This window comes from Stenotrophomonas sp. TWI587, from assembly GCF_039674145.1.
GTDB classification, from domain to species: Bacteria; Pseudomonadota; Gammaproteobacteria; order Xanthomonadales; family Xanthomonadaceae; genus Stenotrophomonas; species Stenotrophomonas maltophilia_AY.
This window is the reverse complement of the sequence record NZ_JBDJMW010000002.1, coordinates 387,250-409,045: the sequence shown is the minus strand read 5'-3', so window position 1 is coordinate 409,045 and position 21,796 is coordinate 387,250. Positions and strand designations below refer to the sequence as shown.

The following is a 21,796-nucleotide window of genomic DNA, read 5'->3' as shown; positions in this document are numbered from 1 at the left end:
AGTTTTGCAGCGCGCTGCACCTGTGTGCACAGTCTCGCCGCGTCTCTGCCGCCGCCGGGACGGAAGCTGCGCCATGCCTCAGTTTCAGACGGTCATCGGCGCTTTCGTACTTGTTGCATACCGCCGCCGCGTCGCCGCGTGTATCTCTGTCGAGCATGTTTTCCGCAATGGCCTACCGCCTCTGAGGCGTCGTCCGATCGTGCACCCGCTCCCGACGGAGCGTGGCGTTCCAGCTTCCAGGAGTCCTCGGCGATGTATCGCGCGCCCGGCGCCGTACCTGCACCCCTTTGTTCCTGCACCGCCACGGACCATCACGGGACCACTCGAGAGATCTCCATGTGAACACCGCTGCATCCTCCCGCACCAACGTCGGCAGAGTCCTGCTGATTGTCGGCATCGTTGTCCTGGCGGTCTGCCTGGTGTTGCTGATCCTGGCCACACCGCCGCAGCGCCACGCGACCTTCCGCCTTGCCATCGGGCCGCAGATGGCCATTTCCCAAGGCCTGGGCGGCTCGGCCGCACAGGGTGGGCCGCGTGCGTACATGGAAGCGCTGGAGGCCATCGCCGGTGTGCGGCTGGAGTTGCGCCGCGCTCCCTCCATCGAAAGCGCCGTGGCACAGCTCCGTGCCGGCCAGGTAGACGGCGTCGCGTTCTCGCTCCCCTCCACGCGCAGCCTGCTGCCGTCCTCGGCCGTGATCTCCGCACCGTTCTATACGGGCACCTCGGTGCTGGTCACGCGCCGCACCTCCGTGCACACCTCGCTGGCAGCGCTCGCCGGGCGGCGGGTGGCCGTGATCGACAATGGCGAGTACCGCGCCTATCTGGCCAGCGCGTTTCCGGACATCGAGGTCCTGCCGCTGGCCTCGCCCGCCGACATGCTGGCCGCGCTGGACAGCGGCGCGGCCGATGCGGCGCTCGGCGCCGATGGCATCCTGGTTCCGCTTACCCGGCGCGATCATGGCGCCATCCTGCAGGTGCATGCCGCGCCCGATGGTCCGCCGGTGGAACTGCGCATTGCCTCGGTGCCGAACCGCGCGGTGGAGGTCAGCATGGCGCACCAGGCATTGCTCGCGCTGCCGTCGGACATCCATCAGGACATCCTCGAGCGCACGCTCAATGCGGTCCATCGCGCCCCGCCGACCCTGCGCGCGGTGGCCACTTACTACCGCACCCCCATCATCCTGTTCTGCCTGGTGATGCTGGCCATTCTGCTCAGCATCTCCCGTGCGTACCGCAAGGCACGCCGTACCGCTGCCCGACAGGCGGCGGCCGCACGCGTACTCACCCTGGTCAACCACGAGGTCCGCAACAGTGCCGCGGCGGTGATATCGGCCATCGACCTGGCCGAGGGCGAGCCGACGCCTTCCCAGCGCGAGCAGCATTTCACTTCCGCCCGCTCGGCCGCCGATGCACTTCGCCATACCCTGACCAACGCGCTGGAGTTCATGTTTCATGAGGCCTCGCAACGCAGCTGCGAGCGCTCCAGCCACAGCGCGCAGGCCGTGCTGGAGGAGTGCATCTCCGGGATGCGGCCGCTCGCACTGTCCAAAGGGGTGGGCCTCAGCCTCGCCCTGGATGGACCGGACGCCGCGGTCACGCAGTGTGACGCGCGCGCCCTCCATCACATCGCCAGCAACCTGATCTCCAACGCCATCAAGTTCTCTGACGCGGGTGCCGTCGGCATCCGGCTCGGCTTCCTGCGGGGCGTCGGCGAGCTCGGGCGGGTGGCAGACCCAGCGCCTCGTGCCGGATACGACACCCCATCGTCGGAAACGCACATTGAGCGCCTCCTGGTGTCGTGCAAGGCTGGATTCGTGGCTGCGCGCACCAGCTTCCACAGCACCGTCGGCGCCTTGCCGGTGCCGTTCTTGTGCGTGGATCGGGTGCGAGCGTACTTACATGAAAAACATCGCGGGTAAACGTCGGGTCGCGTTGCAGGCCAGCCTGCTGGCGACCATCCTCCTCGCTGCCGGGGCGCTGCTGCTCACGCTGTTCCCCGCTCATTCGGATCGGCAGCCGCCCTTCGTGCTGGCCGCCGGTCCGCAGTTGGGCGGCCCGTACGGGCTGGGCGGGCCTTCCTCGCTGGGCGGTGCACGTGCCTACGTGGAGGCGGTGGAGGCGCTCTCGGGCATCAAGATCCAGGTGGCCGGGGCCACCACCTTCAGCGACGCACTCGGCCTGCTTGCGCAGCAGGAGGTGGACGGGCTGGCGTTCGCGCTGCCGGGCACTACGGCACTGTTGCCCACGGCCACGGTGATTTCACCGGTCTTCTATGCCGGCGACTCGGTCCTGCTCACCCGCAGCAGCTCCCCCGTGCGGGCCCTGTCCGCCCTGGAGGGCAAGCGTGTCACCGTGATCGGCAACGGGGAGTACCACGGCTATCTGGCTGCTCACCACGCCGCGATCGAGGTGTTTCCACTGCCTGCCGCGGCAGACATGGTGGCCGCGGTGGACAGCGGCACCGTGGACGCGGCGCTGGGCATGGACGCCATCCTGATTCCACTCGCACGCCGGGGCAACAGCACCACGCTGGCGGTGCATCCGGCCAGCGATGGCCCCTCCGTGCGAATCCGGGTCGCCTCCCATCCTGCGCGCGCCGCCGAGATGGAACGGGCCCATCAGGCGTTCCGCTCGTTGCCGCTGGACACCCAGCAGGATCTGGTCGGCCGGTGGATGGATGCCCTGTATCGCTCGCCTCCCACTCTCCGTGCCGTCCTCTCTTTCTATCGCACACCGATCATCGTGCTGGTGCTGTCCATCCTTGGTGCGGCCTTCGTGATCATCCAGGCCTACCGCAATGCGCGGGCGACCGCGGCGCTGCAGGCCAGCACGGCGCGCATGTTGACCCTGGTCAATCACGAAGTGCGCAATGGCGTGGCCTCGGTCATTTCCGCCATCGACCTGATTGAATCCACCGTCCCCACCCCGGCCGCCGCGCCCGTGATCGCATCCGCCCGCGCGGCCACCTCTTCCCTGCACCACACCCTGGCCAATGCGCTGGAATTCATGTTCCTGGATCGCCACAGCCATGCACCCGTGGAGTGGCAGCCCGGCGCGGCCACCGTACTGGCCGGCTGCCTGAGCGCATCCCGGCCGGTGGCCGCGGCCAAGGGCACCGCCCTGCTGTTCGATCTCGACCAGCCGGTGCTGGAGCACGCGAGCTGCGACACCCGCGCCCTGCGCCACATCGCCAGCAATCTGATTTCCAACGCCGTGAAGTTCTGCGATGCCGGCACCGTGTCGGTGCGCCTGAGATTCGAGGCAGGCGTGGGCGAGCGCGGCCGGATGGTGCTGCGTGTGAGTGATACCGGCGAAGGCATCAGCGCCGAAGATCTGAACGACATCTTCGGCGCCTTCAGTACCACCCGTGACGGCCGGCAGCGCGGCGGGACCGGGCTGGGGCTGTCCCTGTGTCGCCGCATCGCCACGGCGCAGGGCGGGCAGATCACCGTGCGCAGCCAACCAGGCGTGGGGTCCACCTTCACCGCCTCCCTGCCCGCGCAGCGGCGCACGGAGCCGGCGCCGGCCCTGCCCGGCCACCTGTCCGACCACAACGACCGGCCCGCGCGCGCCCTGGTCATCGAAGACCAGCCACTGATCGCCGACGTCATCAGCCACCGGCTGCGCGAGCGCGGGTTCGAGGTGCGCTGCGCCACCAGTCGCCATGAGGCACTGCAGCAACTGGCGCAGGCCGGCCCCTTCGACCTGATCACCCTGGACGATGCACTGCCGGATGCCAGCGGCCTGGAAACAATCGAGGCGATCCGCGCCCTGGAGCGGACGCGCGCGTGGCTGGGCGCCCGAGTGGTCTCGATCTCGGCATCACCCGACGTCACCCGTCCACCCCGCTACCGGGCCGCGGGCATCGCAGCGACGTTGTGCAAGCCCATCGACTGGCCTGCGTTCGATGTGGCCACGCACTGCACGGCCATGAATCCGGCCAGGGCCCTGCGGCCGGCGGCGGCGACGCCGTTGGATGTGCTGGCGGTGTATCGCACGCAGATCCCCCGGGATATTGCCGCACTGCGCGAGGCCATCGTGGCCCACGAATGGCGGCGGGCGCTGGCGATGAGCCACCGCATCCGCGGGGCGGCCTCGATGGTCGGGGATGCGGCCACGCTGGTCACGCTGGACCAGATCGACGGCTGCCTGAAGCACCATGCCATCAACGGCGACCCGGGCGCAGCGGACCTGGACGAGATGGACCGCCTGCTGGCGCAGATGGACCCCGGCACCTGAGCCCACGGCGGCGTGGCACCTGCCCGCCCGGGGCCGCAAGGCACGACACAAAAAGAAACTCCCCGGTCCGCAATGACGGACCGGGGAGTGCCGGTGTTTCGCTGCAATGCGAGGGGACGATTACCAGCCGATGCCTACACCCAGGCCCACGCTCTGCTCACCGCTGTTGGTGAACGCCCCGTTGAGGCTGAAGGTGGCCGAGCCACGATCGTTGAGCACCCGCTGATAGCCGACCGCCAGTGCCGACTCGCCATCGCTGTAGCCCACGCCGGCACCGAGGCGGTTGTAGGTGGCCAGGCCGGCGGTGTTCATGGCCATCGCGCTCTGCGCGCTGTTCATCGCCGCCAGCCGGTTGAAGCGCTTGTCCATCTTGTCCAGGCGCTGTTCGACCCCTTTGATCGCGTCATCGGTGTACTCGTTGGCACGGGCCAGCATCTTTTCCAGCTCGGCGGTATCGACCTGCGGGGTGGGCGATTCGGCCTTGGGGCTGTTGGCCTGCGGGGCCACCGGCGGTGCAGCGCCGGTGTCTGCCACGGGGGGCGTGACCGACTCATCGGCTACCGGCGAGTGTGCTGGCGTAGCCGACGGCGCTTCCACCGAGGCCACACTGAGTGCGCGCGACTGTGGCTGGCCGTCGATGCGTTGCTCCAGCCCATCCACGCGGCCGTTGAGCTGCTGTTGCAGGGAATGCAGCTGACCGCCATTGACCGCGTCGCGGCTGCCGGCGGCGATCGCACCGTTGGCGACGTTGGAGAGCACCATGCCGTTGGCGCCCGTGAAGGTGAGCTGGTTCAGGCCGTCGGAACGGAGGGCGGGGCTTTCCTGGAAGACCGAGCGGAGTTGTGATTCAACCTGCGCTACGCGGGTACCGCCAGTGATGACGGCGCTGTCCAAGGCCGCTAGTGCATCCCCGACATTGCTCTGCATAGCACCTTGAATGGAGTAGGTTGGCGCTACGACATTACCGTTGGTGTCCATTCGAGCACCACCGCCAAGAGTGGCGAGAGAGTCGTTGAGCTGACCCACTGTGGCAACGTCGCTCTCGCTCTTGCCACGCTCAGCATTAACAACCCGGCGTTTCAAAGACATACTGCCGACGGATACTGTGTTGGCCTCGTCAGCGTACGAGGCGTAGCCCAATGCAACACCGTTTGTGGCAGAGGCCTTCACTTGCGATTGTGCACCGAGCGCCACGCCGCCGGAGACTTCCACACCAGAGCTAGCACCAAGAGCAAAGCCCTCAGTCGCACCTTCATTCACCATCGCGGCCCGGCCCAGCGCTACAGAGTTCGTGCCTAGGGCTTTGGAGAAACTCCCTACAGCTGTGCCGCCCTCACTCGAGGTGGAGGCACTAGCTGACTCACCTATCGCAACTCCCAACAGTCCAGCGGACGCATCTTCGCTTTCACTGTCAGTGCCAATCTTGAAGAATCGGCCACCGTGCTCCATCGACGCAATACGCTCATTCGTCGCAAACAACTGGCCACCATTCACAGCCTCGGTACTCGCCGCCGAGCTGATATCCCCTGCCGCAACGCCGCGAACCTTTCCGCCATTCAAGTCGATTGCACCATCGACCTCAAACCTAACCACGCCTTCCAGATCCGGATCGAAGTCGTCGAACTCACTGCGCAGCGCATCCAGATCACTCCGGTTACCGGCAATCAGGCCCGATTGATCCGACAGCGCCAACGAATGCGCGGCCAGCGTCTGGCGCTGGGTCTCCACGTTCGTGTTGGTCGTGTGCAGCTGCTGTCCGGTCACCGCATCAGTACTGCCCGCGCTGAGCACACCATTGGCAATGTTGTAGATGCGGCGCTTGCCGCCGGACTTGTTGGCTACGTCCAGAATGGTGCCGGTGTTGTCGGCACCCAGCCTCAGGTTGCCATTTGTCGAGACCTGGCCCACCAGACCACTCAGAACGGTGGCCCTGCCCAGCGCATCATCCGCAGTGGTCTTTGCCCCGACGGCCGTGTTCTGCGCGGTGGTGACCAGCGTATTGGTTGCATGCAGCTGGCGACCTGTCACTGCCTCGGTGCTGGCGGCGCTCAACGCGGCGTCGGCTACGCCACTGATGGTGCGATTGGCGTTGGCTTTGTTGCGTACGTCCAGCACATTGCCAGTGTTCTCTGCGCCCAGCCGCACGCTGCCGTTGGCGGCTGTCTGGCGAACCAGGCCATCTAGCGCGGTTGTCTTGGCCAGCGCATTGTCAGCCACGGTTCTGGCACCGGTGGCTGCGGTCTGCGCGGCGGTGGCGGTGTTCTGCGCAGTGGTCACCTGGGTATTGGTCGCATGCAACTGGCGGCCCGTCACCGCCTCGGTGCTGGTGGTGGTCAAGCCGGCATCCGCTACGCCGCTGATGGTGCGGTTGGCGTTGGCCTTGTTGCGAACGTCCAATGCCGTGCCCGTGTTCTCGGCGCCGAGCCTGACGCTGCCGTTTACGGCTGCCTGCCCCACCAGACCACCCAGCTGATTTGCCTTGGCCAGCGCGGTATCTGCGCTGCTCTTGGCTGCCGCTGCGGACGTCTGCGCCGCGGTGGCCGTGCTTTGGGCTGCGGCTACGTTCTGATTGGTGGCAAACAGCTGGCTGCCCGTCACCGCGTCGGTGCTTCCGGCGCTGAGGCCACCATCGGCAACATACTGGATCTTGCGTTTGGTCGTGGCGTTGCCCACCGACACCGAGTTGTTGGAATACGTGACCGAACCGGCACCCAATGCAATGCTGTTGGTGTGCGTCGCTTTCGCACCACTCCCCATGGCACTGCTATGGGCACCGCTGGCCACACTGTTCACGCCCCCGGCAAAGGCACGCTCGCCGCTGGCATTGCTGTTGTGCCCGGTAGCGGTGGCGTACTGTCCCGCTGCGCTGGCGCCGGAGCCCACGGCCAGCGTCGTTGCGCTGAGGCGTGTGCTGATGGCGTCGGCAGTTGACTGCGCTTTGGTGACACCCAGGTTGGTGGCATGCAGCTGCTGTCCCGTCACAGCATCGGTGCTACCGGCGCTCAGCACGCCATTGTCGATGTTCTGGATACGGCGCTTGGCGCCGCTCTTGTTGCTTACATCGATGACCGTACCGGTGTTGTTCGCGCCCAATCGCACCTGGCCATTTGCAGCCGTCTGACTGATCAGGTCGGTGGCTTGGTTCGCCTTGGCCAGCGCACTGTCGGCGGTGGTTTTAGCGGTGTTGGCCGTGGTACGTGCTGTGTTGGCAGTGTTGGTTGCAGTGGCGACATTCTGGTTGGTCGCATGCAACTGTTTACCCGTCACCGCATCGGTGCTGGTGGTGCTCAGACGCGCATCAGCGACATTGACGATACGTCGCTTGGAACTTGCGTTGCCCACGGAGACCGTATTGGCCTCGCTTGCCAAAGCGCCACGGCCAAGCGCCACCGAGCCGGCGGCAGTCGTCGTGGCCTCGAAGCCAATCGAAATGCTGTCATGACTTGCGATCGCGCCACCACCCAGTGCGATCGCGCCCGTGTAACCAGTGGTGCCTGCGAAGGCATTGCCACCTATCGCAATGCGGGCAAGCCCCGAGCCCGACGCCGTCCGTGCACCGCTACCCAAAGCCATCGCATTTTCACCCTCAGCGAGAGCGTAGTGGCCAACAGCCACGGCCCCAATGCCGTTCGTGCGGGAGAAAGCGCCAAACGTAGCGCTGTAGCCCTGCGACGATTCAGCACCGTAACCAAACACGGCGTTCTTATCCCCCCGGGTGATTCCACGGTGGCCGAACAGTGTGGAGTACTGGCCGTTGACCTCGGTACCGTTACCTGTGATCAGGACGTACGCGGTGTTTGCGCCTACTTTGGTATACACCCGTTCGCTGTCATGAGCGTACGATGGGGTGCATTGATAGTAGCCGGCAATGAGCGGGTCACAGCTCTCGTTGAATGTGGCTGCGCTCGCATTGGTAGCGACCAAGGCCAACAGCGACGCTGGTACCCGCAGACACAGCGCGCTCGATGCCATCAGACGGCCACGCGAACTTGTGAGTTCGCTGGCAACCACCCAGCACTGCCGGGCTCGATTCCATAGACGTCGGTAGATTCTGTTCATGCATTTCAATCCTTAACTTTGGGAATGGCGGAAGCCCCGGTTTTCACAGGGCGATGGATCAGATGTCGGACGGCGTGACCGTCTGTACGTGTTCGCGATAGCCATCGCTGGTGAGGCGGTAGCGCAGCTGCACGGTGTGGCCGGGGGATGCGGTGAACGGCAGCTGCAGCGAACTGCCGGGATACAGGCTTCGGGAGACGTCATGCGCAGTGCAGCGATTGCCTACGCAATCGGCGATGCTGGTGATACCCAACCGCAGCGTGCCGTCATTGCGCAGGGTGCTGCCATGCACCGCGGGTAGCACCGTTCCATCGCGCGGCAGCACGTTTACCAGCGCGCCCCAGACCAGGTTCACGCCAATGTTGGCTTGGGCGCCCTCGCCCTCAGGTGCGGACGTCTCTTCAGGACCACGTACGCCTTCGAAGTACACGCGATAGGCGGTTTCCTGCAGCACCGGCTGGAGCGGGATGACACGGATCAGGCGATTGCCACCGCCTGCGAGGGCGAACTTGCCCGGGGTGACAGCAATGGCCGCCTCGCTCGGCTCCATCTCCACCTCGCTCTCTTCCGCACCCGCAGGATCGACAATCCGCCGCAGCGTTGCCTGGATGTACTGCGGCTGGGTGGACTGGGAATAGATGCGGATCTGGGTGGCACGCTTGCCATCCACCGCGGCGCGCATCGGATGGACGGTGAGGTTGGCGTGCGCAGGCACCGCCAGCAGCAGCGCTATGGGAATCAGGTAAACGGCGGTGATCTTCATGGAGGCTCCCGGGGGGTCAGGGCGTTGCGGTGGGCACACGGAGCTCGACCTTGAGGTCGCCCCAGTAGATGCCCGAGCGTTTTGTGGAAACGGGGACACGGGGTATATCCAGCGTCATCGGCGTAGGCACGCAGAACACCGGTTGGCTCATGCCGGGCAGCATCACCAGCCGCAGCTGTGCGGTATCGATGCCGTGCAGCTGCTCTTCCACGCCGTTGGTCAGCGGCACGGTGGTGCCGTTGTGGTCAAGCGTGACGGTGTAGTCCAGATGCTGGCTGTCGTCGTTGCCGGCGGTGTCATGCCACAGGGAAAACCCGCTCGGCCCCGGAGGCCGCGTGCCGGTATCGCGTACGGTTACACCGAGGTACTGCGCTTGTGAGCCCAGACCGTCGTAGAGACACATGTCCAATACGGTGCGGCCGCCGATGGTCCGGCTGATCGGGTCATACCCGGCGTTGAGCGCTACGAGGGGAGAGACGTTGGGGAACGCGGGAAAATAGATGGAGACCGCGTTGTGATCGGTGATGGTGAGTTCAAAATTGAAGCTATATGTCGCAATACTTCGCCTAGTTGGTGTCTGCAAGTGGAGCTCCAGTTTTGCGGACCAGACCCCCGCCACCAGCTTCGCCAGCTCATCCCTGCTCACGCCGAGCTGCACGCCAGTTCCCGATGGAACATCCGATGCACAGTTGGCGCCATAGCTTGACCATGGCGCATAGATCGCGCTTTGCCAGAAATCTACCAGACAGGATCTCCCCGACATCGCTCTCTGTACTGCACCTTTGAGTGCTATTTCAGTGCGGAGGTTCGAGCGCCGCTCTACGAAGGTGAGCTGGATGCTGTGAAGACCGATCAGCAGCGCAGGATTTCCATCGGTGGGGCAGCGCCCATTGGTTGCATCTGAATCCGATGCGCACACCAAGTGCAGTGCGCCGTAGTTCGAACCAGGGTTGATGTAGTCATAGCCCAAGAGCGTCCTAGGTGCCCATAGTTCTATTTCCGTCGGGATGGAGGATCGATCCCAGGACATGACAATGTTCTGGCTGCTGCTCACCGGGTGCGTCTCAGGCGGCCTTTGCGCCCACGCACTCGGCATCACCACCATCAACACCCACATCCAACGCCAGCTCATGGCGTCCCCCCCACCGCAGCGGTCTGCGGCGTGGCAGCGATCAGCGCCTGCTCCTGCAACAACCGACTCACACGCGCCTGCTGGCGGATGTCAGGCGGCAGCTGCGCGACGGCCAGCGGTTCGCACTGCACCTGGCCTACCAGCATCACCACGCTGCGGCGCTCGCGCACCTGCAAGGGGCAGTGCAGCAGCTGGTTCTGCTGCAGCAGGTAAAGCACGCGTTCGCGTCGCGGGAAATCGGCAACGAAGCCCCCATTGCTGCCGGTGCCCGGCACCGGCGCGTTGAGAATCCGCGCGCCGCTGAGGGGCACGCCGGCAATATCGCGGGCGCTGCCGATGAAGGTGTACGTCACCTCGATCGGTACCGACATCTGCACCAGCCGGCCCGGCGCCAGGAACAACGGTCGGGCACCACCCACGCCAGTTACGCGGATGGCGGCATCGCTGTTCAACGCACTGGCGTCCTGCACTTCGGCACGGTGCGATTGATAGGCCGACAGCGGCAGCAGGCGACGTTCGCCCAACGCCAGGCGCTGCCGGCGCAGGCCACCCACCTGCAGCTCGGCGGCCACGCCGGTGAGCTCCAGATCATCGGTATCGGCCACCTGTACTGCCAGCCCGGCTTCGGCGCCCGGCCCGCCGCCCCAGTACAGGCCACGGCGGCCCAAGGCCAGCCCCGAGCTGTGCGTGGCGCTATAGGCCATTTCGTTGTTGCCACGCTGCTGGTAGCGCGCCACGGTCACGCCGGTGTGGCCGATGCTGTTCTGGACCTGCCCACTGAGCGAGGCACTGTAGCGGTCGCTGTTGTTGCCGCGCAGGTCCAGCGTGGCCTCGCGGTACTGCGCGTCCACGTCCTGGCGCAGGGTCTGCCCGGCGCTGTAACTGACATCCGGCCGGGAATGCTGCGGTTGGCGGATGTCCAAGCTGTAACGGCGCTGGGAGCTGCCACGCTCGCCGCGCTGCAGGCGGGTCAGCGACAGGTTGAGGTAGATGCCGCGGTCGCGGCCGTCATTCAGGCTGCTGCGGGTGTCCTGCTGCCACACGCCCACGCGGGTGGACACGCTGAATTCCTGCCAGCGCTGCACGCGGCTGTAGCTGGCCTGCCAGGTGCGGGTGAGCTGCGGCTCGCGATTGAAGCGCGGCTCCCACGGCGGCAACAAAGGATCCAGCCCCGCCATGGGATCGTCCAGTTCGCCCGGCAGCAGCGTGCCGCGCCGCCAGGTCTGCCGCCGTGTATAGGCCACATACGCGCTGCCGCCCGCCATCGGTAGTGCCATGGAGGCGCTGAGTGAATCGGCACAGCCCAGGCGGTCGCGGGCGTCGTCTTCGAACTGGCAGGCGTTGCCGCGCAGGCGCTGGTGATACATGTTCCATGACGCGCGGCGGCGGTAGGACAGCTGGTTCTGCTGGCCACTGCTGCCGTCGCTGCCGCGCAGGCCGCTGAAGGAGGCGCGGATTTCCTGGGTGGCAAACAGGCGGCGGAAATCGACGCGCAGTTCGCCATAGCTGAAACCACCGAGATCAGCGACGCCGGCTGTCATCGCAAGGTCGCGCCCGAACGGCAGGCGAATGCCGGTCATGGCCGCCATCTCGCCGTCGAAGCGGTCACTGCGGCGCTCGTTGCGGCGCCCGCCCTGCATGAACCACTGCACGCTGCTGTTGGTCCAGTCGCCGCCCTTGTCGAAGGGCGCGTCTTCGCTGCGCACCAGCACGCCGTCTTCGTAGATGCGCAGCGACACGGTGTAGGTGCCGAACGGGAAACGGCGGGTGTCCAGGTCGTTGATGCCGGCCTGCAGGTAGAAGGTCTGCAGCAGCCGCTCACCATCGAAGGCGTCCACGCGCGCGTCGCGGGCCAGCAACACGGTGAGCGGCGTGGCCTGTACGGCCGAATCGGTGTCCACGTAGGCCTGGGTGGTGCCCACGCGCAGGCCGGCGAAGCGATCCATCGGCAGCATGCTGAAACTGAAGGTGCCGCCCTGCGGGCTGCTCAGGTTGCGGCGGTCCATGCGCCCGGCCTGCAGGTAGTGCTGCTGGCCCAGGTCATGCCGGTAGTAGGCGTTGTCGAACTGGAACTGCTGCCGGCGCGGGCCACGCCGGTACTGTTGGCTGCTGAAGTTCCAGTCCACGGCCAGGTGGCCGCGCTGGAACAGGCCCAGCGCACCGGCACCCTGGGCGGTGAGCGCCTGGTAGCCGCGCCCGCCACTGAGGTTGACGGTCTGCTGGTGCAGGAACGCGTTCTCGGCGTTGCTGCTGATCTGGTGGAAGCGGTCGGTCGCCGGCTCGGCGTTGATCCACTGGCGGGCGACGAACAGGCGCACTGCGCCCTCGCCTTCGTCATACAGGGCGCGCACGGTGTTGGGGTCCTCGGGCGGATCGAGATAGCCGCAGCCTGCGCTGGCACCGCCATAACGGCAGGCCAGGTGGCTGTTGCGCGGCAGCGGTTGCGACAGCGCAGGCAGCAATGCCGCCTGGGCCTCGGCGGAAAGCTCCAGCGCCTGCAGCACCTGCGCCGGATCCTCCAGCTGCACGTGCTCCAGGGTCACGCGAACGGGCGATAGTCCAGCTGAAAGGCCGAACAGGCGCACATCAAGTTGTTCGATCTGACCTTCGGCCAGTTCCTCGAAACCGACCGGTACGCCGCGCGCCGCGACCAGCGGTGTGGCCAACGACAGGGCGAGCGCGAGCGCCAGCTGGGTCAGGGCGGGTGCGTGAGCTTTCATGGGGAGTGCTGCCTGAGACGGCCGGCCCGGTATCCGGGCCGGCGTGGGTATTACGGCGAAGCGGTCTTCTGCACCATGGCAATGCTGACAATGCCCTCGTATTCGCCTGCCACGGTGATCGGCGCACGGGTGGCCTGGCCGATCTGCAGATCCATCACCACCGAGGCCCCCGGCAGCGCGCCGTCGTAGATGTCCGAGGCGAGGAAGTCCTGTGCGGCAACCGTCAGGCGCTTCTTGTTGAGGCTGACTGCCAGCGGGATGGCCGTGCCGCCGCCGCTTCGCAGGACGAGCGACGGATCCGCGGTCAGGCGGACTTCGATGTCCTTGTCTTCATCGTTGGTGTGAATGCGCACACGTTCGGTGTGGGCATTCAAGCCCTGTCCCGGAATGTGGGCAAGGGTGATCATGTCCGGCAAGGCGCTGCCGTCGGCCTTCATCAGCGCCAGCGTGGTGTCCACATTGGTGTAGACCTTGATGTAGGATACGGCGGCGTTGGCCGACAGCGAGACGGTGGCCAGCGCGGCGGCCAGGGACAGCTTCCTGAGCAGAGTCATTGCGATCTTTCCTTGCGTAATGAGTAGAGAAACTGACCGCAGGCAGGAGAAGCCGAACGTCGGCGCCTGCGGACAGGACGCAACGATAGAGATGCAAGCTGCGTTGCACCATGCAACAACTTGACAAAAATGAAATGCGTGCAGCATTGGACGATCGGCTGGAAAAATGGGTGCAATCGCATGCGCCGATCGCCCGCAGATCGACGGTGACGCCGCATCTCATCAGCGGCATTCCGGATGCACAGCTGCTCCAACAACGGCCGCTCAGTGCCCGCCGGGAGACAATCCAATGGATTTTGCGTAGTCGAGCAGCTCATAGTCCGAGCGCAGGCCCAGCCGACGCATCGCCGCGCCTTTCTGGCGGCTGATGGTGCTGATCGTTCGCCGGTGCACATCGGCGATTTCCTTGACACTCAGGCCGTGCGCGAGCAGCCGGATGACTTCGCTCTCGCGCGAGCTGAGTCCGGTGCGGTTGCGGCCGGAGCGCAAGCGCTGGGCAAGATCACCGGAGAAATAGGTACGGCCGCCGAGAACGCAGTCCACTGCGGCCAGCAGGTCGGACAGGCCGCCGGTTTTCTCCAGGATGCCCTCCACGCCCAGCCGCACCACCGCTCGAAGCACCTGCAGGTTGGTGAAGGAGGTGACGACGATCAATCGCACATGGCCGTGATCACGGCGGATGCTTTCCAGCATGCGCACGCCATCGGGGCGACCGCCCCACGGCATGGACAGGTCGGTGATGACCAGGTCGCACGTCTTTTCTGCCAGCAGGGCTTCGAGTTGCTCGGGATCCGCTGCTTCGCCGATGACCCGTACCCCGGGGTGCCGGGCAAGCAGGCACTGGAGGCCCACGCGGACCACTGGATGATCGTCCGCAATCAGTATGTTTTTCATGCAAGAGCCCGTGAATTGAAGTTACACGCGCACGGCGCATGGCCTCGCCACACTGGGCGATGACGAATGCGTTCTGAAACTCTCTCTCAACGGCCTGCCGGCAGGAACGCGGCAGGCCGTTGTGATTGTTTCGGGTGAACCTTAGGCGAAGCGCTGCACCCCAAACTATGAATCAACTTGCATAAACGTGAATCTGCGGCGTAGTTCCGTTCTGGCCGCCGTTCAACCGCGCAGCGTTGCGCCACCGTCGACGTAGAGATCGCTCATCGCGATATGACCGGCCTGGTCGGAGAGAAGAAACATGACCCCGTACACGATGTCATTCGGGCGAGCGATTTTCTGCAGGGGAATGCCTACCTTGTATGTTTCCAAACTCCCTTCAATCACGCGCTGCTCGCCCTCGGGTCCGGCCCACATCCCGGTCTGCATCGGGGTCAGGGTTGAGCCGGGCGCCACGATGTTGCAGCGGATGCCGAGCGGTGCCAGTTCCAGGCCGAGGCAACGGGTAAACATGGTCGCGGCCGCTTTGGATGCGGCATAGGCGGCCATGCCGTGCCGGGGTACGCCCGCGGCATTGGAGCTGACCGTGACGATGGCGCCTTTCCGCCGCGGCGACATCACCCGTGCGACGGCACGCGAGACGTGGAACACGCCATCGGTATTGACCGCGAAGACGCGGCGCCATTGCGCGTCATCCGTCTCCACGACCGTACCGGTCTGCAGGACACCGGCCACATTGATGGCAAAGCCGATCGCACCGATCCTGGCTTCGATCCAGGTAACCAGTGCCTCCACCGCAACTGGATCACTCACGTCGAGCGCGCAGGCGTGGATGCGCGGCTGCCCTGCCCGCGCGGCGAACACGGGGGCCTCAAGATCCGTCGCGATCACGGTGCAGCCGCTGTCGTGAAGGTGCTCGGCCAGTGCCGCGCCAATGCCGCCGCCCGCGCCAGTGACCAAGGCGATGGTGCCGTCGAATCCGGTGAGTTTCATGCGGGTGTCCTGATCGTTTCAGAGCGCTGAAGCTGCGCATCGAGCCATGGCGCGATCTGCGCCACGGCATCGCGGCCGGTGAGTTCAGCGTGCAGGAAAGGAAGTTCAATCGCTTCGACGCTGGCGGCATGCGCCTGCCACAGGGCCGATTGCAGCTGCGGGCGGTCGAGATGGTCGCGGCCGGCACGGACGTGCAGCAGCGGACCGTCGTAACGTGTGTGGTGATGGGCGCGGATCAGCCGGTTGGTGCCGGTGACCGCACGCACCACGCCATCGAGGACCACATCGGGGAGGTTGCCCAGCGCGCTGTCGCCCCGGCGCAGGAACGCCAGGATCCGCTCACGGCTGTCCAGCTCGGGATGCGCCTCCGGGTCATGGCCGGCGATGGCCAGCAGGGCGCGCAGCGCGGCGATCGGGTCCGGCTCGGGTTCGGCACGCCAGCACTCGCTGGGATAGGCATCCAGCAGCGCCAGTACCCCGACCTCGTGGCCGAGCGCGCGCAGGTGCACCGCCATCGCCTGGGCAAGGATGCCGCCGACCGACCAGCCAAGCAGATGCACCGGGCCGGGCCGGCCCAGCGCGAGGATGCGCTCGGCATAGCTGGCCGCCAGTGCCTCGATGCTGGCCGGCAGTGGCTGGGCAGGATCAAGCACGGGCGACTGCAGGCCCTGGACCTCGCGGGCCGGGGCGAGCGCCCGGGCCAGGTCACGATAATTCCAGGCGATACCACCGGCCGGGTGGATCACGAACAGCGGCGCCAGCGCCGGGTCACCCGCGGCCAGCTGGATCATCGGCGCCAGCCCGTGATCGGTAGCCGCTGGCGGTGCGTCGATACGGGCGGCCAGCGCCACAACCGTGGGGGCAGCGAACACCGCGCCGAGGCCGAGATCGCAGCGCCAGCGCTGCTGGATCGCCAGCAGCAGGTGCACGGCGCTGAGCGAGTCACCGCCCAGGGCGAAAAAGTCGGCGTCGGCACCGACCGCCCTGCCCAGCCCCAGGGTCTCGGCGAACAGCTGCGCCAGCGCCTGTTCGGTGCCGGTGCGCGGCGCCACACCCTCGGATACACGCTGCGCCGGGGCGGGCAGCGCGGCACGATCCAGCTTGCCGTTGGCGGTGACCGGCCAGTGCTCCAGTACAACGAATGCGCTGGGCACCATGTAATCCGGCAGGCGGGTGGCCAGGTGGGTGCGCAGCTCATCCGCCTGCGGGCTGCCCGCATTGAGGTAGGCCACCAGCCGCGGCTCGCCGGGGCGATCTTCGCGCAGCAGGACGTCGGCCCGGCTGATGCCGGGTGCCGTGCGCAGGGCGGCGTCGATCTCGCCAAGTTCGATGCGCAGGCCGCGCAGCTTGATCTGATGATCGTCGCGACCGAGGTATTCCACCGCCCCATCCTCACGCCAGCGCGCCACATCGCCGGTGCGATACAGGCGGTTGCCGGGCACGAAGGGATCGGCCAGGAAGCGCTCGGCGGTGAGGTCGTCGCGGCCGAGGTAGCCGCGCGCCAGCTGCACCCCGCCCAGGTACAGATCCCCTGCGACACCGGGTGGCAGCGGCTGCATCCGCGCATCAAGCACGTATAGCTGCGTATTCCAGACCGGGAAACCGATCGGCACGGGCTGGGAGGCGTCGTCGCGGTTGGCCGGCCACCAGCTCACATCCACGGCGGCTTCGGTCGGCCCATACAGATTGTGCAGCTCGGCCTGGACGGTGGCATGGAAGCGGTCGCGCAAGGCGGCATCCAGCGCTTCGCCACTGGTGAAGACCCGGCGGAGTTGCAACCCACGGGCCGCTGGCGCGGCCAGGAACGCGGCCAGCATCGACGGCACGAAATGCAGCGTGGTGATCGAGTGCTCGCGGATCAACGCCGCTAGGGCGAGCGGATCGCGGTGCGCCTTGGGCGGTGCGACCACCAGGGTGGCGCCGCTGATCAAGGGCAGGAAGAACTCCCAGACCGAGACATCGAAGGTGGCCGGGGTTTTCTGCAGGATACGATCGTCGGGCTGCACACCGTAATGCGTGCGCATCCATTCCAGGCGATTGACGATGGCGCGGTGCTCGATCAGCACGCCCTTGGGCTCGCCCGTGGAGCCGGAGGTGTAGATGACGTAGGCGGCATCGTCCGGCTGCGGCACGGTGCCGAGCGCGCCGTCGCTGGCGTGCGGCCACTGCGCCGGCGGGAGCACGGTCATCCCGGGGAACCGGTGGCGGTCCTGCTCCAGCGCCAGTACGCAGACCGGCCCGGCCGAGCGCAGGATCCGCGCCAGGCGCTCATCCGGGTGGGCCAGGTCCACCGGCAGGTAAACCCCGCCCGCGCGCAGCACGGCGACCAGCGCGATGACCAGCTCAAGCGAGCGCGGCAGTGCCACGACCACCCTCGCCTCGCGGCCGGTGCCCTGCGCCTGCAGGTGCAGCGCCAGCGCCCGGCTGCGTTGCTCCAGCTCGGCGAAGGTCAGCTGCTGCGCGCCGTAGACCACGGCCACGGCGTCGGGCGTGCGCGCCATGCGAGCGGTGATCAGCGCGGCGAGGCTGACCTCGGGCACCGGATGTGCGGTGGCGTTGACCTCGTAGAGATAGTGCTGGGCCTCCTCCGGCGTGCACAACGGCACCGACGCGAGGGGGCCACCGGCAGCCTGCACGTCCAGTGTGGCCGACACGAAATGCAGCAGGCGTGCGGCATGGGCCCGCACCTGCGCGCGGGTATACAGCGCCGGGTTGGCCTCGATCTCCAGATCGAGCACGGCGGCGCCGTCGCCCCGAAAGCCCAGCGTCACGTCGTCAACCGGGCCGGTGGACAGAATCTCCAGCGTCGCGTGCACGCCGTCCAGCTGCAGCGGCCGATAGAACGGCTGCACATTGACCAGCGGGCCATGCAGGCGACGCTGGCCACCGATCAAGCCGAGATCGCGACGCAGTTGTTCACCGCGGTAGCGTCCGTGGCGACGGCCGCGCATCAGCCGCAGGGCGACGTCGCGCACGAAGGTGTCCACGCTGCCCTCGCCGGCCTTGAGCCGCAGGGGCAGCACATTCATCACCATCGCCGGGACGCGGGCCGAGACGCTGCCCAGGCGGCCCATGAACGGGACGCCGATCACCGCTTCGGTTTCACCACTGATGCGGCGGCAGTACTCGGCGCCAAGCGCGGTGAGCAGATCCGGCCAGGGCTGGCCGATGGCGGCGGCTGCGGTGTGCAGGCGCGCCCGCAGTGTGGGATCGATGGGCTCCACGTGGCGCAGTGCGTCCGCCGCCGCGGCCCCGAGGCCAGCCTGCAGGCCCGCGGCCGCCGGTGCATCCGACATGAGCTCACGCCAGTACGCGGCGTCGCGCGTGCGGCGCTCGCTGTCACGATACTGCGCGTCTTCATCGAGCACCGGCGCTAGCGGCGCCAGCGCGCCCTGTGCGGCGTTGCCTGCGTACAGCGCGCAGACCCGCTCGGTGAGCAGGCCCATGCCGTAGCCATCGGTCGCCAGGTGATGCACGCGCAGGTACCAGACGCTGCGGCCCGTGCCGAGCAGGAACAGGCGCTGCTGGCTGAGCCGGTCGCGGGCGGGATCGACCGGGCTGAGCCGGTCGCGCTGCATCGCCTCGCGGGCGGCGGCGGCCGGGTCCGGGTGGCCGGACAGATCCACCACCTGCAGCGCGGGCGTGTGCTGCCGGTCCACCCACTGTTCGGGCAGGCCCTGTGCGTTTTCGACGATACGCAATGCCAGCGCGTCGGATTCATGCGCGGCCTGATCCGCAGCGCGCACGAATGCAGCCACGTCCAGTCCGCCCTCGATCCACACCGCATGGGCGGTATTGAAGGCGGGATTGTCCGGCGCCAGGCGCTGGGCGTACCACAACCCGGCCTGGGCCTCGCTCAGCCCGCGAACGAGGCGCGCGTCCGCACCCGGCACCGCACGGGCATTCATGCGCTGGCCGCAGCCTGTGCCTGCAGGCGTTGTACCACCGTCCACCAGCCGCCCAGCGTGGCGTGTTCGGCCAGGTGGCTGAACTCCAGTGCGATGCCGGTGTTGCCCCACGCCAACACCAGTCCCAGCACCCGCATCGAATCCAGCCCGAGGTCCATCAGGTTCTCATCGGTGCTGATGTCCTCGGGCGCTTCGCCGATCATCTCGGCGACATCGGCGCGCATGCGCTCCAGGGTAAGTACGGTCATGCCAGTGTCTCCAGCAGGTGATCGGTGGTCATCGGAACGCCGCAGGTACGGGCGATCCAGTGCAGGGCCAGGTCATGATCGGCACGCGAGAAGTCGGCGACGGCATCGGCGGCGATGAAGCTCTCGATGTCGCGCTGGAAGCCCTCGGCCACGGTGGCGGTGCAGCCGATGTGCGCATAGACACCGGTGACCAGCAACTGGTCGCGGCCACGGGCGCGCATCATCGTTTCCAGGTTGCTGCGCTGGAAGGCGCTGTAGCGGTGTTTGACCAGCACATGGTCGCCCGGCTGCGGTGCCACGGCTTCGATGATGGCTTCGTGCTCGTCGGTTGCGGACATGCCCGGGCCCCACAGATCCGCCTGCAGGCCGCGATCGCGGCGGTCCTGGTGGCCGCGCTGGGCGGTATAGAACACCGGGATGCCACGCGCATGGCAATGCGCGAGCAGGCGCGCGATGTTGGCCACGGCCGGCGCCAGCGGTGCGGCATCCGGCGCGAACGCGGCCAGGAAGTACCGCTGCATGTCATGTACCAGCAGCGCCAGGCGCTCGCTCTGCGGCTGCCAGGCGCCGCGCGGGGTGGGCAGCTCGGCCTGGGTCGGCAGGGGGTACGGTTGGATCGTTGGCAGCGCCATCAGCGCGTTTCTCCTGTCTGTTGCATGAAACGTTCGCGCAGCTGGGCACGCAGCTCGCGGCGGCTGATCTTGCCGACCGCCGTGGTGCCGAAGGCATCGACGAACACGATCTGGTCCGGCACCTTGAACGCGGCCAGGCCGCGGCTGCGCACCCAGGCTTTGAGGCTGGCGGCCTTGGTCGGTTCACCCTGGGCAATGATGAAGGCGCAGCTGCGCTCGCCCAGGTAGGCGTCGGGAATCGAGACCACGGCCGCATCGAACACGCTGGGGTGCGCGAGCAGATGGTCTTCGATTTCTTCGGCGGAAATCTTCTCGCCGGCCCGGTTGATGTGATCGCTGGCCCTGCCCTGCACGACCAGATAACCGCCGGGCAGGCGCTGCACCATGTCGCCGGTACGGTAGAAACCGTCCTCGGTGAAGGCGCGCGCATTGGCCGCCGGGTCGTTGTGGTAGCAGCGGATGGTGTACGGGCCGCGGGTGAGCAGATGCCCGGTCTCACCTTCTGCGACGGGATGACCGTGGTCGTCGACCACCAGCACTTCATCGTCCTCGCTGATCGGGCGGCCCTGCGTGGAGACGATGATCTCTTCGCTGTCGTGCAGACGGGTGTAGTTGACCAGCCCCTCGGCCATGCCGAACACCTGCTGCAGCGTGCAGCCCAGCCCGGCGATCACGCGGCGTGCCGCTTCCGGCACCAGCTTGGCGCCGCCAACCTGCACGACCTGCAGGCTGGAGAGATCGTGGGTGGTCGTGGCAGCGGCCTGCGCCCACAGCAGCGCCAGCGGCGGAACCAGGCCAACACAGGTGACCCGCTCGCGCGCGATCAAGCCGAACGCGGTCTCCGGGCCCGCACCCGGGCTGAGCACTACCTTGCCACCGGCGTAGAGGGTGCCGAAGAACCCCGGCGAGCTCATTGGGAAGTTGTGCGCGGCGGGTAATGCGACCAGGTACACACTGTCCCGGGTGATGCCACAGATCGGGTTGCTGGCGCGGAACGAATACAGATAGTCATCGTGCGTGCGCGGGATCAGCTTGGACAGGCCGGTGCTGCCCCCGGAGATCTGCAGGAACGCGACCGCCTGCGGATCCGGATCGGGCGGCAGCTGTTCAACATCCCCGGCCAGCGACGCCAGCGTAGTGAACGCCGCGGCGTCACCGGCGATGATGATGTGCTGCACGTCAGGCACCTGCGCCTGCAGTTCGCGGGCCAGGGTGCGGTAATCGAACCCATCGTAGCTGGAAGCCGTGACATAGGCACTGGCCTCGGCCTTGCGGGCAAAGTGTGCGACCTCGGTGATGCGGTGCGCGGGCAAGGCATAGACGGGGATAAGGCCGGCACGGAACAGCCCGCAGACCACGGTCACGAATTCGGGCACGTTGCCGAGTTGGACCACGACCCGGTCGCCCGGGGTCAGGCCCTGCGCGAGCAGTCCGGCTGCGATGCGACCCGCCTCCTGCCACAGCTGGGCATAGGTGAGGCGCGTATCACCCCCCACCACCGCGATTTCACCGGCGAAGCGTTCGGCGCGTTCGCGCAGGAAGCCCGGGAAGGTCTCGCCGCGCCAATGGCCGGCAGCGCGATAGCGCGCAACCAGGGCCGGCGGCCAAACCTGGCGCAGCGGCACCCGGGAGGAAGAGAAGGATGCGTTCATGG

13 protein-coding genes are annotated in these 21,796 nt (G+C 66.9%); 2 read left to right on the top strand and 11 right to left on the bottom strand.

Annotated elements, in window-relative coordinates; translation table 11 throughout:
• Positions 1 to 338: 338 nt before the first annotated feature.
• Together ABE464_RS04910 and ABE464_RS04905 are read left to right on the top strand one after the other, a co-directional pair.
• On the top strand, positions 339 to 1,919 hold the full coding sequence (locus ABE464_RS04910) for a transporter substrate-binding domain-containing protein (RefSeq protein ID WP_346470993.1): 1,581 nt from the start codon (positions 339 to 341) through the stop codon (positions 1,917 to 1,919).
• Positions 1,900 to 4,239 carry an ATP-binding protein gene (locus ABE464_RS04905; RefSeq protein ID WP_346470992.1) on the top strand — a complete coding sequence of 780 codons (2,340 nt, stop codon included), beginning with the start codon at positions 1,900 to 1,902 and terminating at the stop codon, positions 4,237 to 4,239. The genes ABE464_RS04910 and ABE464_RS04905 overlap by 20 nt, the downstream gene beginning before the upstream one ends.
• 120 nt (positions 4,240 to 4,359) lie before the next feature.
• On the opposite strand, the gene ABE464_RS04900 is transcribed toward ABE464_RS04905, so the two are convergent.
• The 11 genes from ABE464_RS04900 to ABE464_RS04850 form a co-directional block, all read right to left on the bottom strand.
• Complete coding sequence (locus ABE464_RS04900; RefSeq protein WP_346470991.1) at positions 4,360 to 8,298, bottom strand: ESPR-type extended signal peptide-containing protein; 3,939 nt, start codon at positions 8,296 to 8,298, stop codon at positions 4,360 to 4,362.
• Between the two features lie 58 nt (positions 8,299 to 8,356).
• Entirely contained in the window at positions 8,357 to 9,061 is a 705-nt protein-coding gene (locus ABE464_RS04895; protein WP_346470990.1) for a pilus assembly protein, read from the bottom strand.
• Positions 9,062 to 9,077: 16 nt separating this feature from the next.
• Complete coding sequence (locus ABE464_RS04890; RefSeq protein WP_346470989.1) at positions 9,078 to 10,193, bottom strand: CfaE/CblD family pilus tip adhesin; 1,116 nt, start codon at positions 10,191 to 10,193, stop codon at positions 9,078 to 9,080.
• On the bottom strand, positions 10,190 to 12,913 hold the full coding sequence (locus ABE464_RS04885) for a TcfC E-set like domain-containing protein (protein ID WP_346470988.1): 2,724 nt from the start codon (positions 12,911 to 12,913) through the stop codon (positions 10,190 to 10,192). The genes ABE464_RS04890 and ABE464_RS04885 overlap by 4 nt, the downstream gene beginning before the upstream one ends.
• 50 nt (positions 12,914 to 12,963) lie before the next feature.
• Complete coding sequence (locus tag ABE464_RS04880; protein ID WP_346470987.1) at positions 12,964 to 13,467, bottom strand: CS1 type fimbrial major subunit; 504 nt, start codon at positions 13,465 to 13,467, stop codon at positions 12,964 to 12,966.
• 264 nt (positions 13,468 to 13,731) lie between these two features.
• Complete coding sequence (locus ABE464_RS04875; RefSeq protein ID WP_070425222.1) at positions 13,732 to 14,361, bottom strand: response regulator transcription factor; 630 nt, start codon at positions 14,359 to 14,361, stop codon at positions 13,732 to 13,734.
• Between the two features lie 222 nt (positions 14,362 to 14,583).
• Positions 14,584 to 15,354 (bottom strand): 2,3-dihydro-2,3-dihydroxybenzoate dehydrogenase, encoded by a 771-nt coding sequence (locus ABE464_RS04870; protein ID WP_313212176.1) that lies wholly within the window; start codon positions 15,352 to 15,354, stop codon positions 14,584 to 14,586.
• Positions 15,351 to 19,262, bottom strand: a complete 3,912-nt coding sequence (locus ABE464_RS04865; protein ID WP_346470986.1) for an amino acid adenylation domain-containing protein — start codon at positions 19,260 to 19,262, stop codon at positions 15,351 to 15,353. The genes ABE464_RS04870 and ABE464_RS04865 overlap by 4 nt, the downstream gene beginning before the upstream one ends.
• The gene (locus tag ABE464_RS04860; RefSeq protein ID WP_346470985.1) at positions 19,259 to 19,510 is read right to left on the bottom strand and encodes a phosphopantetheine-binding protein; all 252 of its coding nucleotides are present in this window, start codon (positions 19,508 to 19,510) and stop codon (positions 19,259 to 19,261) included. The genes ABE464_RS04865 and ABE464_RS04860 overlap by 4 nt, the downstream gene beginning before the upstream one ends.
• A complete protein-coding gene (locus ABE464_RS04855; protein WP_346470984.1) occupies positions 19,507 to 20,142 on the bottom strand; it encodes an isochorismatase family protein in 636 nt (211 codons plus the stop codon). The genes ABE464_RS04860 and ABE464_RS04855 overlap by 4 nt, the downstream gene beginning before the upstream one ends.
• A complete protein-coding gene (locus ABE464_RS04850) occupies positions 20,142 to 21,794 on the bottom strand; it encodes an AMP-binding protein (RefSeq protein ID WP_346470983.1) in 1,653 nt (550 codons plus the stop codon). The genes ABE464_RS04855 and ABE464_RS04850 overlap by 1 nt, the downstream gene beginning before the upstream one ends.
• Positions 21,795 to 21,796: the final 2 nt, after the last annotated feature.

Coding starts and splice junctions, on each gene's coding strand:
- ABE464_RS04885 (WP_346470988.1), bottom strand. CDS start 12,913: ATGAAAGCTCACGCACCCGCCCTGACCCAGCTGGCGCTCGCGCTCGCC.
- ABE464_RS04855 (WP_346470984.1), bottom strand. CDS start 20,142: ATGGCGCTGCCAACGATCCAACCGTACCCCCTGCCGACCCAGGCCGAG.
- ABE464_RS04850 (WP_346470983.1), bottom strand. CDS start 21,794: ATGAACGCATCCTTCTCTTCCTCCCGGGTGCCGCTGCGCCAGGTTTGG.
- ABE464_RS04870 (WP_313212176.1), bottom strand. CDS start 15,354: ATGAAACTCACCGGATTCGACGGCACCATCGCCTTGGTCACTGGCGCG.
- ABE464_RS04905 (WP_346470992.1), top strand. CDS start 1,900: ATGAAAAACATCGCGGGTAAACGTCGGGTCGCGTTGCAGGCCAGCCTG.
- ABE464_RS04895 (WP_346470990.1), bottom strand. CDS start 9,061: ATGAAGATCACCGCCGTTTACCTGATTCCCATAGCGCTGCTGCTGGCG.
- ABE464_RS04890 (WP_346470989.1), bottom strand. CDS start 10,193: ATGAGCTGGCGTTGGATGTGGGTGTTGATGGTGGTGATGCCGAGTGCG.
- ABE464_RS04865 (WP_346470986.1), bottom strand. CDS start 19,262: ATGAATGCCCGTGCGGTGCCGGGTGCGGACGCGCGCCTCGTTCGCGGG.
- ABE464_RS04875 (WP_070425222.1), bottom strand. CDS start 14,361: ATGAAAAACATACTGATTGCGGACGATCATCCAGTGGTCCGCGTGGGC.
- ABE464_RS04880 (WP_346470987.1), bottom strand. CDS start 13,467: ATGACTCTGCTCAGGAAGCTGTCCCTGGCCGCCGCGCTGGCCACCGTC.
- ABE464_RS04860 (WP_346470985.1), bottom strand. CDS start 19,510: ATGACCGTACTTACCCTGGAGCGCATGCGCGCCGATGTCGCCGAGATG.
- ABE464_RS04900 (WP_346470991.1), bottom strand. CDS start 8,298: ATGAACAGAATCTACCGACGTCTATGGAATCGAGCCCGGCAGTGCTGG.